9 protein-coding genes are annotated in these 14686 nt (G+C 62.5%); 2 read left to right on the forward strand and 7 right to left on the reverse strand.

Features of this window, described 5'->3' with window-relative positions:
- Window positions 1-32: 32 nt before the first annotated feature.
- From ACLRGI_RS00100 to speB, 6 genes are all read right to left on the reverse strand, one after another.
- Window positions 33-2111, reverse strand: coding sequence for an ABC transporter ATP-binding protein (locus tag ACLRGI_RS00100; protein ID WP_419199710.1), 2079 nt, complete (start codon window positions 2109-2111; stop codon window positions 33-35).
- Window positions 2108-3841 (reverse strand): ABC transporter ATP-binding protein, encoded by a 1734-nt coding sequence (locus ACLRGI_RS00105; RefSeq protein WP_419199711.1) that lies wholly within the window; start codon window positions 3839-3841, stop codon window positions 2108-2110. The genes ACLRGI_RS00100 and ACLRGI_RS00105 overlap by 4 nt, the downstream gene beginning before the upstream one ends.
- A gap of 300 nt (window positions 3842-4141) precedes the next feature.
- A complete protein-coding gene (locus ACLRGI_RS00110) occupies window positions 4142-6337 on the reverse strand; it encodes an MFS transporter (protein ID WP_419199712.1) in 2196 nt (731 codons plus the stop codon).
- 10 nt (window positions 6338-6347) lie between these two features.
- Window positions 6348-6830: a MarR family winged helix-turn-helix transcriptional regulator gene (locus ACLRGI_RS00115; protein ID WP_419199713.1), complete on the reverse strand. Its 483-nt coding sequence runs from the start codon at window positions 6828-6830 to the stop codon at window positions 6348-6350.
- Between the two features lie 203 nt (window positions 6831-7033).
- Window positions 7034-8734, reverse strand: a complete 1701-nt coding sequence (locus ACLRGI_RS00120; RefSeq protein WP_419199714.1) for a thiamine pyrophosphate-binding protein — start codon at window positions 8732-8734, stop codon at window positions 7034-7036.
- Window positions 8731-9801: an agmatinase gene (gene speB / locus ACLRGI_RS00125; protein ID WP_419199715.1), complete on the reverse strand. Its 1071-nt coding sequence runs from the start codon at window positions 9799-9801 to the stop codon at window positions 8731-8733. Before speB ends, ACLRGI_RS00120 begins: the two co-directional genes overlap by 4 nt.
- Before the next feature lie 216 nt (window positions 9802-10017).
- On the opposite strand from speB, the gene ACLRGI_RS00130 reads away from it, so the two are divergent.
- Window positions 10018-11991: an APC family permease gene (locus tag ACLRGI_RS00130; protein ID WP_419199716.1), complete on the forward strand. Its 1974-nt coding sequence runs from the start codon at window positions 10018-10020 to the stop codon at window positions 11989-11991.
- Window positions 11992-12132: 141 nt separating this feature from the next.
- On the opposite strand, the gene ACLRGI_RS00135 is transcribed toward ACLRGI_RS00130, so the two are convergent.
- A complete protein-coding gene (locus ACLRGI_RS00135) occupies window positions 12133-12708 on the reverse strand; it encodes a helix-turn-helix domain-containing protein (protein ID WP_419199717.1) in 576 nt (191 codons plus the stop codon).
- Between the two features lie 266 nt (window positions 12709-12974).
- Between ACLRGI_RS00135 and ACLRGI_RS00140 the strand changes: the two genes are divergently transcribed.
- Window positions 12975-14492 (forward strand): sodium:solute symporter family protein, encoded by a 1518-nt coding sequence (locus tag ACLRGI_RS00140; RefSeq protein WP_419199718.1) that lies wholly within the window; start codon window positions 12975-12977, stop codon window positions 14490-14492.
- Window positions 14493-14686: the final 194 nt, after the last annotated feature.

Below are 14686 nucleotides of genomic sequence, written 5' to 3' on the forward strand. Positions count from 1 at the left end.
CTTCAGTGTCTCCCCGCTCAGTGTTTCCCCGCTCAGCTGTGCACCGCCGTCGAATCGTCCACCGCGGTTTCTTCCTCACCCGCGAACTGGGACATGTACAAGCGATAGTAGGCGCCCTGGAGAGCCAGCAGCCGGGTGTGGTTACCCTGCTCCACGATCTTGCCGTTCTCCATCACCAGGATGGTGTCGGCATCCCGGATGGTGGAGAGGCGGTGCGCGATCACGAAGCTCGTACGGTCCGTTCGAAGCGCTGCCATGGCTTTTTGCAGCAGCAGTTCGGTGCGGGTGTCCACGGAGCTGGTGGCTTCATCCAGGATCAGCAGCGAAGGATCGGAGACGAAGGCGCGGGCGATGGTGATGAGCTGCTTTTCACCCGCACTGACGTTGTTGCCTTCTTCGTCGATGATCGCTTGGTAACCGTCCGGAAGGGCACGAACAAAGCGGTCCACGTAGGTGGCCTTGGCCGCCTGCATGATCTGCTCTTCGGTCGCATCCAGGTTGCCGTACTTGATGTTGTCGTAGATGGTCCCGCCAAACAGCCAGGCATCCTGCAACACCATGCCAACCTTTGACCGCAGCTCAGCGCGGCTGAGGTCCTTGATGTCCACTCCATCCAAGGTGATGCGGCCGGCGCTGAGCTCGTAGAAACGCATCACAAGGTTCACCAAGGTTGTCTTGCCGGCACCGGTGGGGCCTACAATCGCGACGGTGTGACCAGGTTCCGCGGCGAAGGACAGGTCTTCAATGAGCGGCTTGTCCTCCACGTAGCTGAACGAGACGTGCTCGAACTCAACATGGCCGTCGGTCTTGGACGGCAAGTGACGTGTACCGGTCTCTTCAACTTCTTCATCGGCGTCCAGGAACTCGAAGACGCGCTCAGCGGAAGCAACACCGGACTGCAGCATGTTGGCCATGCCGGCAATCTGGCCCAGCGGCTGGGTGAATTCACGGGAGTACTGGATGAACGCCGTGGCGTCGCCGAGGCTCATGGAACCCGAGGCAACGCGGAGGCCGCCCACCACGGCGATGCCCACATAGGACAAGTAGGACACGAAGTTCATGGCCGGGAAGATGACACCGGACACGAACTGCGCACCGAAGGATGCCTTGTAAAGTTCGTCGTTCTTCTCATCGAAACGCTGCAGCATGTCGGCGTCGCGGCCGAACACCTTCACGAGGTCGTGGCCGGAGAACGACTCTTCGATCTGGCCGTTCAGTGCGCCGGTGTTCTTCCACTGTGCTGCGAAGAGCTTCTGGCTGCGGGCACCAATGACGCCCGCAACGATGCCGGACAACGGGAGGGCAATCAGGGCAATCAGCGCCAGCTCCCAAGACACGATGAACATCATGACCGTGATGCCCAGGACCGTGAGCACGGAGCTGACCAGTTGAGAGAATGCCTGCTGAAGACCCTGCTGGACGTTGTCGACGTCGTTGGTCACGCGGGACAGGATGTCGCCGCGCTGGCGGGTGTCGAAGTAGTTCAACGGGAGCCGGTTGAGCTTGGCCTGGACATCGTTGCGGAGCTTCTTAATGACCCGCATGACGATCCTGTTGAGCAACCAGCCCTGGGCCCACAGGAAGATGTTGGCCACAAAGTACATGAGGAGCACGATTGAAATCAGGAACGTCAGCTTGGGAAAGTCGATCCCGTTGGTGAGGTCCATCTTGGAAACCATGTCCGCAAAGTTGCCTTGGCCCTGCTGGCGCATGAGCTCCACGAACTGCTCTTGGGAGACGCCCTCAGGGACCTGCCTTCCCACGACGCCCCCGAAAATGACGTCCATGGCACTACCCAGGACCTTGGGGGCGATCACGTTGAGGACCACCGAGACAATGACCAGGCCGATCACAATGTAGACGCCAACGCTCTCAGGCTTCAGCAGGCCCATGAGCCTCTTGGCGGACGGCCAGAACTCCTTGGCCTTCTTGGCCGGAACGTCGCCGAACATGCCCCCGTCGGCTTCAGAGGGGACGTACTCCTCTTCGACGAAGTCCTCGTCGTCGTCCAGCTCTGTTGCTACCTCGGCCTCGGCTGTTGCCTTGGCATCCTTGGCGGCCTCTGCCTTGACAGCCCAGCCACGCTTCTTCTGCTGGTTCTGCTCGCTCATGCCACTTCCTCCACGCTCAGCTGGGATTCAACGATTTCCTGGTACGTGGGTGACGTCTCCAGCAGTTCGTCGTGCGTTCCGCGGTCAACGATCCTGCCGTTATCCAGGACGAGGATCTCGTCCGCGTCCGCGATGGTTGAGACGCGCTGGGCCACGATGATGACCGTGGCGTCCCTGGTCTTGGCCTTCAAGGCCTTGCGTAGCCTGGCGTCGGTAGCGACGTCCAAAGCGGAGAACGAGTCGTCAAACAGGTACACATTGGGTTTCGTAACCAACGCCCTGGCAATGGACAGCCTCTGGCGCTGGCCACCGGATACGTTGGTTCCGCCCTGGGCAATGCGCCGGTTCAGGCCTGACGTCTTTTCCTCCACGAAGCCCTTGGCCTGTGCCGTCTCCAACGCATCCCACAGTTCGTCGTCGGTAGCGTCGGGCTTGCCGAAGCGAAGGTTGTGCTCGATGGTCCCGGAGAACAAGTACGGCTTCTGCGGAACCGCGGAGACGCGGCTGGTGATCTCGGATGCGTCCATCTTGGTGACGGGTACGCCGTCGAGCAGTACGTCGCCCGAGGCGACGTCGTAAAGCCTCGGGAGCAGCGAGACCAAGGTGGTCTTACCTGCGCCGGTGGAGCCGATGATGGCCAGGGTCTTGCCTGGCTCGGCGGTAAAGGAGATGTTGCTCAGCACTGGAGCCTCAGCGCCCGGGTACTTGAAGGTGACATCGCGGAATTCCACGCGTCCCTTCTTCTCAGCCGGAACCACCGGTGCGGTGGGGTTGTGGATGGAAGGCTCGACGTCGAGCACCTCGCCGATGCGGTCTGCGCAGACGGAGGCGCGAGGAATCATCATGGCCATGAACGTGCCCATCATGACCGCCATCAGGATCTGCAGAAGGTACTGGAGGAAGGCCGTGAGTGCACCCACCTGCATGTCGCCGGAGTCCACCCGCTGGCCGCCGAACCACAGCACTGCGGCGGTAGAGAGGTGCAGGATCATGCCAATGGCCGGGAACATCAGGACGAACAGGTTGCCGATCTTCACCGAAACGGCGGTGAGGTCGTCATTGGCGTCGCCGAAGCGCTTTGCCTCGTGGGGTTCACGCACGAAGGCGCGGACCACGCGGATACCGATGATCTGCTCGCGCAGCACACCGTTGATGGCATCGATCTTGGTCTGCATGGACCGGAACAGTGGCATCAGGCGGACAACAAGGTAGCCCACAACAGCCACCAGGACCGGAACCGAAACCCATACGAGCCAGGACAGATTAAGGTCCTCACGAAGAGCCATGATGATGCCACCAACACACATGATGGGTGTGGAGACCATGAAGTTCAGGCCCATCAGCACCAGCATCTGTACCTGCTGGACGTCGTTGGTACCTCGGGTGATCAGCGTGGGAGCACCGAAACGGTTGACGTCCTGGGCGGAGAAACTACTGACCTGCCGGTAAACGCTGCGGCGCAGGTCCCGGCCGATGGCCATGGCAACCCGGGCGCCGAAGTACACGGCGATGATGGCAGTTAGCACCTGTCCAAGGGCGACACCGAGCATGAGCACACCGGTTTGCCAGATGAAGTCGGTGTCTCCGCGGGATACTCCCTCGTCAATGATTTTGGCGTTGAGGCTGGGGAGGTAGAGCGTGGCGATGGTGGACGCCAACTGAAAAATCAGCACAGCCACAATCTGCGGCAAATACGGCTTGGAGTAGCGCCGTATAAGGGTGACAAGCATGCCCACGGGTCCTTAGAAAGAGTGCGTGAATGAGATAAGAGAAGTTTGGCAGCAGGGGCTGACAGTATTAGCCTCCCCACTCTACGAAATCCGTTGCCCCGGCGAAACAACCTACGGAAAAGATCATCCCAGCGGAGTATTTCCCGTGTCCGGTGTGCTCCCGTGGGCTCACCAGACGCACGCTCAGGCAACAAAAACGCCGGCTCGTCACCCAGCCGGCGTTCTCGGTCCTGCCCTTGTCCGCCACTCCCCGCGTGGTACGCCGGGAGTTTCGAACAAGGGCAGGATCTGTGGTGGAATCTAGCCCGCGTGCTTGCCGTGGTCCGAACGTGCTTCCACGCCTTGAAGGAGCAACAATGCCATGCGTTCCTGCTGCCTGCGTTCGCGCTTGAGTTCCTTGCGGAGCGCGGCGAGCTCCTCGGCGGTATGTGCCTGCTGCTCCGCAATGGTTTGCTGCTCGCGCAAACGGGCCTGCAGCTCCACGTTGGCCCTGCTGAGCTGTAGCTGCTGCTCGGCCAGGACATACTGCGTCCGGGACAACTGCTCTTGAACTTCCTTCACGTCGGCAGTTCCTGGGGGTCGTTCCTGCGTGAGGATCCGCGCAAACTCGAGGTCGAGATCAGAGCCGGACCCGCCACTTGGGATCCGGCGCTCCCCCACCGGAACCTGGCGGCCGTCCCCCGGAACGGCAAGGCGGGCACCCGGGCGATGGTCGTCGTCGGACGTCTTCACTGTGTCCTTGGATGCAGCGTCCAACGACGCGGCATCCAACGACGCGGCATCCAACGACGCGGCATCCAACGACGCGGCATCCAACGATGCGGCGTCCAACGATGCAGTGTCCAACGACGCGGTGTCCAACGACGCGGTGTCCAACGACATCCCGGCGTCTCCCGAGGCCGTAGCAACAAGTTCCTTCTCAGGAGCAGCGTCAACCGTGCGGCGCAGCGGACGTTCTTTGATGAACAGCACAGCCAGGAGGGCCACGATGCTGATGATCGCCGAGATCAGGAAGATCTGTGCGGTCGCGTCACCGTATGCTGCCCGCATGATTTCGGCGATCGGAGCCGGCATGTGGGCCAGGTCCATGCTGGCTCCTGACGCGCCACCCTGGGCTGGAATGCCAGCGGCAGTCATGCCTTCAACGGCGAGGTCCTTTACGTGGTTGGACATGATGGCACCGAGGACAGAGACGCCGATCGCGCCACCCACCGAGCGGAAGAACGCCACCGAAGCACTGGCCGTTCCTATGTCCTTGGCCTGAACGGTGTTCTGAACGGCAAGCACCAGGTTCTGCATCAGCATGCCGAGGCCCAGTCCGAACACGCCGGTGTAGATCGCGACGATCCACAGTTCAGTGGTGTGGTCCATGGTTCCGGCGAAAGCGAGACCGCCAATCAGGAGGACGGACCCTGCAATAAGGAACCTCTTCCACTTGCCGAAACGGCTGATCAGGATGCCGGACGCGACCGAGCCGATCAGGTTGCCGGCGATCATCGGAAGCGTCAGCAAGCCGGCTTCTGTGGGTGTAGCACCGCGGGCAACCTGGAAATACTGCCCAAGGAAGGTGGACGAACCGAACATGGCAATACCAACGGCAACGGAAGCAACAATGGCCAAGGCCGTGGTGCGCTCGGAGATGATCTTGAGCGGAATGATGGGCTCGGGAACCTTGGTTTCCACCAGCACCAGAAGCGCCAGCAAGGCGACGCCGCCGCCCACCATGAGGGCGGACTGCCAGGAGAACCAGTCGTAGTAGTCCGGGTTGCCGGCGAAGGAAACCCAGATGAGGAGCAGACTCACGCCCGACGTCAGCAGGATGGAACCAAGCCAGTCGATTTTGGCCGGGCGCTTGATGTGCTGGATCTTCAGCGTTACCTGGAGCAGGATGAGCGCGATGACGGCCAGCGGCACGCAGACGAAGAACGTCCAGCGCCAGCCGAGCGGGCTGTCAACGATGAAACCACCCAGCAGCGGACCGCCGGCAGTGCCTACGGCCATGACAGCACCCATGTAGCCGGAGTACTTTCCGCGATCCCGCGGCGGGATCATCGAGCCGATGATCGCCTGCGCCAAGGCCGTGAGGCCACCCATGGCAACACCCTGGATGACGCGTGCGGTCAGCAGCAGGGGAATGGTTTCAGACAGGCCAGCCATGACCGAGCCGGCCACGAAGATGATGATGCTGAGCTGGACCAAGAGCTTCTTGTCGAAGAGGTCCGCGAGCTTGCCCCAGATGGGCGTGGTGGCAGCGTTGGCCAACAACGCAGCCGTGATGACCCAGGCGAAGTCGGTCTGCGTGCCCTTGAGTTCGGACATGATGGTGGGCAGGGCATTGGCAACGATGGTGCTGCTCAGGATCGCCGTGAAGAAGGCGGCGAGGAGGCCGGTAAGGGCTTCCATGATCTGCCGGTGGGACATGGGCGCGGCGGCCTTGCTAGCCGCGGGGCTGACTGAGGCGTCCACCGCCTTGGAGTTCTCTACTGGTGTAGCCATGGGTGGGCTCCTAAGCTGTCTGGTTTGTTGTGATGGAGCCGGCCGCCGTTGCCCGGATTGAGTCCTTAAGGGACACAGTGAGTTTGTTGATCACCTGGGAGGCCTCGAGGGCATCAGCCTCGCTCCAATCGGCCAGGTAATCCCGCAGTCTCACGCTGCGTTGTTCTTCGACTTCGCGCAGTTTCGCCGCGCCGCTTTCGGTCAGCGCGAGGAGCTGGGCCCTTCCGTCCGCGGGATCCGGGCGCCTGACCACAAAGCCAAGCTCCTCAAGTTCGGTGATATGCCGGCTGAGGACCGGGGCGCTGACACCGAGTCGCGTGGCCAGCTGGGTTGCGCGGGTCTCCCCTTCGCCGATGAAACGCATCACCCCCTGCACAGCCATTCCGACGTCGGAAACACGGGCCATGTGGGCGGTCACCACACAGCGCAGCGTGCGCTGGAGATCGAATATCTGATGCACAAGATCGGTTGCTGTCGCAGAACCGACGGACATGGGAAACACCCCTCTTTTTGTTTGCCTAAAGCAACTATAACTCAGATTGATTGCTTTGGGAAACTAAAGATGGCGGAGGGCCTCCGCCTGTGGGGCCCGCTCTGCGCCTCATGAAATGGCGTGCAGAGCAGGCCCCACGACGCAAGCAGCCCCCGCACGGTGTTCCGAGCGGGGGCTGTTTATGAGGTTTTTAGTCGCGCTGTTTAATCCAGATGCGTGGGGCCAAACATCTTCAGCAGTGTTTCAACCACGACGACGTTGGGTCCGTCCGCTTCGAAGGATGCCTTGAGCGCGTCCCCCACTTCCTCCGGGGCAACCCGGCGGGCCGGGACGCCGAAGGACTCGGCGAGCTTGACGAAGTCCGGGCGGGCGAGCTCGGTTGCGGTGGCTTGACCGAAGGCGCCCACCATGTATTCGCGCAGGATGCCGTAGCCGCCGTCATCCACAATCAGCCAGGTGACCGGGACGTTGTGCTGCTTGGCGGTGGCGAGTTCGGAGATGGAGTACATGGAGGAACCGTCGCCGGATACAGCCAGCACTCGGCCCGGCCTGCCGGTCGTTTCCAGGCCCACTGCTCCGCCGATAGCCGCAGGGAAACCATAGCCGAGGCCACCGGCGCCCTGGGCGGAGTGGAACTGTCCCTGGCGGGCGTCCCAGCAGCTCCAACCCCAGTACGCAGAGATGGTCATGTCCCAGAACGTCTGCATGTCAGCCGGGACGGCCTCGCGGATGTCCGACATGAACTTCAGTTCCTTGGCCAGGTCCTGTGATTCCAGGCGTGCCTTGACCTTGGCCAGGGATTCCTTGACCACGTCTTCCGGGCTGATGCCGTGCCAGTCACGCTTGGCTGCGTCCGCGGCGCCTGCTGCGGCGAGGGCTTCGTCCAGGGCGGCGAGAGCTTGGCCGGCATCGGCGCGGATGCCCAGGCCCGGGCGGTTCGATTCGAGGACCCGGGGCTCGGCGTCGATCTGGATGATCCGGCCACGGGGTTCGAACGTGAAGTAGTTCGAGGTCACTTCGCCCAAGGATGAGCCGATGACGATCAACACGTCGGCGTCTTCGAGGACGTCGGTCATGTACCGGTCCTCGATCCACGACTGCAGGGACAGCTCATGCGTCCACGGGAACGCACCGTTGCCGCCGGGGGTGCAGATGACCGGAGCCCGCAGCTGCTCGGCAATCGAGAGCAACGACTTCTCAGCCCGGCCACGGCGTGTACCGCCGCCTGCGATGATCGCCGGACGTTCCGCCGCCGAGAGCCATTTCACGGCTTCGCGGATCAGTTCCACGCGCGGCGGGTTATCCGCTGCCTCGGCGAGGGCGTCCTCCACGGGTGGGACCATGATCGGATCCAGCAGGACGTTCTGCGGGATTTCAATCCAAACCGGGCCCTGCGGCGAGGAGATCGCCTCGGTCCAAGCGTCCTGGATGGCCGACGGGATGCCGGAAGCGTGCTGGATCAACCGCTGGCTCTTGGTGACGTTAGCGGCCGAAGCCTTCTGGTCATCAAGCTGGTGCAACATGCCCTTACGGCGAGCGCCCAAGCCATCGAGAGGGATCTGGCTGGCGACAACCACCATGGGAACACCCGTGGCGTAGGCTTCCTGCAAACCTGCCAAGGACGTCAGCGCGCCCGGACCGGTGGACAGGAACAGTACGCCCACCTCGCCGGTTGCGCGGGAGTAACCGTCGGCTGCGAAGGCCGAGTTGTTCTCCACACGGGAGGAGACGAAGTGCAGGTTGCCGCGGCCCATGGCATCGAAGAGACCCAATGCGTGCTGTCCCGGGATACCGAAGACCGTCTTCGCGCCCAGCGCTTCAAGGGTCTCGACGACGAGGTCCCCGCCGTTGCGCTGGCTGGTCCCCTTGGTAGGGGCTGCAGTTCCGGGATCGAAATCGATCATCGCTGGTCCCCGGCGGTTCCGGTTGCCTGCGCGAGTTCCGCGATGCGGGCGCCGAGCGCCTGCTGCGCATAGCCGTTCGGGGCACCTTGGCGGTCGCCTTCGACGGCGTTGTCCGCCATGAGGGTCACGAGCTCGTAGGCTACGTGGCTGCCTGCCACACCGGTGATTTCAGCGTGGTCGTAGGCCGGAGCAACTTCAACGATGTCAGCACCCACGAGGTTCATGCCGCGGAAGCCACGGATGATTTCGAGGAGTTCGCGGCTGGTGATGCCACCTGCCTCGGGAGTGCCGGTGCCGGGCGCGTGGGCGGGATCCAGAACGTCGATGTCAACGGAGATGTACAGCGGGCGGTTGCCGATGCGGTCCCGGATCTTGGCCACTGTTTCCAGGACGCCTTGGTAGTAGACGTCTGCGGAGGTGACGATTCCGAAGCCGAAGCGGTGGTCGTCGTCGAGGTCCTTCTTGCCGTACAGCGGGCCGCGGGTACCAACGTGGCTGATGGCTTCGGTGTCCAGGATGCCTTCCTCCACCGCGCGGCGGAAGGGGGTGCCGTGCGTGTACTCGGCGCCGAAGTAGGTGTCCCAGGTGTCCAGGTGGGCGTCGAAGTGGAGCATGGCGATGGGCTCGCCGGCTCGTTCTGCTGCCGCCCTCAAGAGGGGAAGGGCGATGGTGTGGTCGCCACCCAGGGTGACGAGCTTGCTGCCGTTAGCGGTGAGGTCCAAGGCGTTCTGCTGGACAGTCTCGATTGCCTCGTTGATGTTGAACGGGTTCACTGCCATGTCGCCGGCGTCGGCAACCTGGATGTTCTCGAACGGGCTCACGTCCCAGGCAGGGTTGTAGGGGCGCAGCAAGCGGCTGGCCTCGCGTACATGGTTGGCGCCGAAGCGCGCGCCGGGGCGGTAGGAGACGCCGGAGTCGAAAGGGACGCCGACTACTGTGACATCGGCCTTGGAGACCTGGTCCAGGCGGGGCAGGCGGGCGTAGGTGGCGGCACCGGCGTAGCGCGGAATGCGGGAGGAATCGATGGGGCCGAGGTTCCCGTTGGCCTCAATACGGAGCTCTTCCAAGATGTGGCTCTCCTTCGAGATAAGTCAGTGGCTGTGACACCCATCATACACTTCGAGTTGCCCTATATGCATCACCTGTTTACGTGCTGTCGACGCGGTGCCGCATGAGATGCCGATCACAGTGGGCGTTAAGATTCCATAAAAACCGGGGCCCCGGCGTCGTCCGCGGCAATACGCTCCTAGCGGAAGCAGCAACCTGCTGCACGAAAGGACACCGTGACCACCCTGACGAGGCCTCCGGCCGACCCGGCCGATAAGCCCAAGAATTCCTTCAAGCTCAAATCCTGGCTGCTGGAAGGAATGCCGGACACCTCAGGGAAGCGGCAGGGACCCCACGGCCGCCCGTCGGACTCACACAAGCCCCAAGCCTGGTGGAAGGTTATGTGCCTCACTGGGCTCGATTACTTCTCCACCCTCGGCTACCAACCGGCCATCGCCGCACTTGCCGCCGGATTGCTGTCGCCGCTGGCCACGCTACTGCTCGTGTTGGCAACCCTGGCCGGGGCACTCCCGGTGTATCGGCGCGTAGCGAAGGAAAGCCCGCGCGGTGAAGGCTCCATCGCCATGCTTGAACGCCTTCTTCCGCGCTGGGGCGGCAAGCTCTTCGTCCTTGCTCTCCTCGGGTTCGCCGCTACCGACTTCATGATCACCATTACGCTCTCGGCGGCCGACGCCACGGCCCACCTCATCGAGAACCCCTTCGCCCCGGACTTCCTCGAAGGCCAACAAGTGGTCATCACCCTGGCACTGATCGCCGGCCTGGGCGTCGTCTTCCTGCGCGGGTTCAAGGAAGCCATTAACGTGGCAGTAGTGCTGGTGGGGGCGTTCCTCGCCCTGAACCTCGTGGTGATCGCGGTGTCCATGACCCGCATCTTCACTGAATCACGCGTCATCACAGACTGGTGGACTGCGCTCACCACCTCCCACGGCGACCCCATCATGATGATCGCCCTGGCACTGTTGGTGTTCCCGCGACTTGCGCTGGGACTCTCCGGATTTGAGACCGGCGTCGCCGTCATGCCACAGATCAAGGGCCACAAGACGGACACCGAAGCCAACCCGGCCGGCCGGATCCAGGGCGCCCACAAGCTCCTCACCACCGCTGCCATCATCATGAGCTCGTTCCTCGTAACTTCCAGCTTCACCACCGTCATGCTCATCCCCGCCGCCGAATTCCAAGACGGCGGCAAAGCCGAGGGCCGCGCGCTCGCCTACCTGGCTCAGAAGTTCCTTGGTGATGGCTTCGGAACTGTGTACGACATCAGCACCATCGCCATCCTCTGGTTCGCCGGCGCGTCGGCGATGGCCGGACTGTTGAACCTTGTCCCGCGCTACTTGCCGCGCTACGGTATGGCGCCGACATGGGCGCGGGCCCTCCGTCCACTGGTCCTGGTGTTCACCGTCATCGCCTTCATTGTTACGGTCATTTTCCAAGCCGACGTCAACGCACAGGGTGGCGCGTATGCCACGGGCGTGCTGGTCCTGATCACGTCGGCCTCCATAGCCGTCACCCTGTCCGCCCGGCGAAAGAAGCAGCGCGCACAGGTCATCGGCTTCGGATTGATCTCCCTCGTCTTCATTTACACCACCGTGGTCAACTCGATCGAACGCCCCGACGGCCTGAAGATTGCGGCCCTCTTCATCCTGGGCATCATGGTTGTCAGTTTCACCTCCCGAATGCGGCGCGCCTTCGAACTCCGCGCCACCCACATCAAGATGGACGAGAAAGCCCTCGAATTCACCGCGAACGCAGCCGAAGGACCTGTCCGCATCATCGCCCACGAGCCCAAGCACCTCAGTGCAAGCCGTTACCGGGAGAAACTTCAGCACGCCCAGCAGGCCAGCCACCTGCCTGTGGACTGCGACGCCGTGTTCATCGAGGTCATTGTGGACGACAGCTCGGACTTCGAGCAGGAACTCCAAGTGGTGGGCAAGCTACGGCACGGATTCAAAATCCTGGAAGTGCACAGCAACAACGTGCCCAACACCGTGGCCGCAGTACTCCTCCACATACGCGACGTCACCGGGTTCATGCCGCACATCTACTTCCGCTGGACCGAGGGCAACCCGATCTCCAACCTCAGCAAGTTCCTGTTCTTTGGTGAGGGAGAAATCGCGCCGGTAACCCGCGAAGTACTAAGGGAAGCCGAGCCGGACATCACCCGCAGGCCATGGGTGCACGTGGGCTGACCTCCCGAACCGCCTAAGCACCCGCGCGCCCGCACCGCCCGCACCCGCCCGCACCGCCCGCACCGCCCGCCGAGACTACAGATAATGCCCATGTTTGTTGCAAACATGGGCATTATCTGTCATCCCGCGCGGGGCGGAGAGCTACCGGCTCGCCGCAGGCACCAGCACCCAGAGCACCTCGACCGTTTCGTCCGTGGGGTTGATCCAGGTGTGGGGTTCGCGGCCCGGGAAGGACAGCGTGTCCCCCTCTTCGAGGTCATACTCCTCGTTGGTCAGGACGAGCTTGATCCGGCCCTTGACCACATGCAGGACATCCACGTCACAATCCACGGCGTAGAGCTCGTTTTCACCGCGGCCCCGCGGTTCGATGGTCGCCTGCAGGATCTGGAGCCGACGCTCGGAGCGCGCGGTCAACAATCGCTCGACGATCCCTTGGCCACCCAGGGAGATGCGGGGCCCGTCGTCGCGCCTGGTCAGGTGTGTTTCCGGAGCTGCGAACAGATCGCCCACTGACACGGACAACACTTGGCAGAGAGTGACCAGAGATGCGACCGACGGCGATGTCAGGTCACGCTCCACACGGCTGAGGAAGCCTTTGGTCAGCCCGGTAGCGTCCGCCACTTGCTCGATGGTGAGGCGCTGCGCCTGCCGGGCTGCGCGGATTCTGGAACCTATGGCAACGGGTACATTGCTCGGTTCAACGGGTAGAGCCTTCATTCACGAACCTTTCAGGCCTGTCATCTGGCCCTGTCATTGGAGCAATAGTAGCCGGGAGAGGGGCCAAGAGCGCCAGAATACGCGGAAGCATGACCAAAGCCCCTTGACTGTTACTCCCATCACAACATATCCTCATAGGCAACAAGTGTTGTCTGTGAGGCACACAACACATCCCCAATCTCCAATCGTCAGCACAGAGACTTCGACGCTTCGCAGGAGTATCGTCGAAAACCCCAACCTCCGTGCATCAGCTCCAAGGACCGTTCATGGAATCTTCGGCTATAAACATCGCAATCGTGGTGGTGTACCTGCTCGCCATGCTGGCATTCGGCTGGTGGGGCAAGTCCCGCACCAAGAACAACAGCGACTTCCTGGTGGCCGGCCGCCGCCTGGGCCCCTTCCTCTACACCGGCACCATGGCCGCAGTGGTCCTCGGTGGCGCATCCACCGTGGGCGGCGTCGGCCTCGGGTACAAGTTCGGCATTTCCGGCATGTGGCTGGTAGTGGCTATCGGCTCCGGCGTGCTGTTGCTCAGCCTTCTGTTCGCAGGCACCATCCAGAAGCTCAAGATCTACACGGTCTCCCAGATGCTGACCCTCCGCTATGGCAGCACGGCGACCCAGACCTCGGGCATCATCATGCTCGCCTACACTCTGATGCTGTGCGCCACTTCCACCGGTGCCTACGCCACCATTTTCGTGGTCCTCTTCGGCTGGGAGCGTTGGCTCGCCATCGCCATCGGCGGCGCAATCGTCCTGGTCTACTCCACCATCGGCGGCATGTGGTCCATCACCTTGGCCGACCAGGTTCAGTTCGTCATCAAGACGGTGGGAATCTTCTTCCTCATGCTCCCCTTCGCCTTGAATGCTGCCGGTGGCCTCGACGGCATCCGTGCCCGCGTCGATGAGAGCTTCTTCGACATCGGCGGCATCGGCCTCCAGACGATCATCACCTACTTCGTCGTGTACACCCTGGGCCTCCTGATCGGTCAGGACATCTGGCAGCGTGTGTTCACTGCCAAGACCCCCACGGTTGCCCGCTGGGGCGGCGCCACCGCCGGTATCTACTGCATCCTCTACGGCTTCGCAGGTGCACTGATCGGCATGGCTGCCAGTGTCGCCCTCTCCGGCGTCGAAATCGCGGCCAAGGATGACGTCTATGCAGAGGTCGCCACCCGGCTCCTGCCCATCGGCATCGGTGGCCTGGTTCTCGCTGCTGCTGTCGCAGCCATGATGTCCACGGCTTCGGGCGCACTCATTGCTGCGGCAACCGTTGCCCGGGCAGATGTCATGCCTTTCGTTGCCAGCTGGTTTGGCAAGAACGTGGACACCTCCGACTCCGACAACCCTGAGCACGACGTCAAGGCGAACCGCTACTGGGTCCTCGGCTTGGGCATCGTGGCCATCATCATCGCCATCTCCACCAAGGACGTGGTGGCTGCATTGACCATCGCCTACGACATCCTGGTTGGCGGCCTGCTGGTGGCCATCATCGGGGGCCTGGTGTGGAAGCGCGGAACGGGCATCGCGGCTGCCTGGTCCATGGCGGCCGGTTCAGTGGTGACCCTCGGAACCATGATCATCCTTGAGATCAATGCTGAAGTTCCCCTCGACGGCATCTACGCCAACGAGCCAATCTACTTCGGTTTGATTGCCTCCGCCGTGGTGTACGTAGCGGTCTCACTGATGAGCAAGCCCACCGATCCGGCCGTTATGAAGGCTTGGACGGACCGAGTGGCCGGCACCCGCGTGGCAGAGGAAGAGCTCACCACGCCGGCCTCCTAGCCAGGCTCCGTCGGGTACAAAGAAACAAGCAAAGTTCAGGACATCAATTAAGCTCGACGGCGGGGGGGGGGGGGGTTTGGGGGGGGGGGGGGGGGGGTGGGGGGGGGGGGGGGGCACCCCACCCTGCGGGGGGGGGTCAGCAAAAAACAAAAAAAACAAAAAAAAAAAAAAAAAAAAAAAAAAAAAAAACCCCA

Source organism: Paenarthrobacter sp. PPS72 (assembly GCF_048537125.1).
Taxonomy (GTDB): Bacteria; Actinomycetota; Actinomycetes; order Actinomycetales; family Micrococcaceae; genus Arthrobacter; species Arthrobacter nitroguajacolicus_E.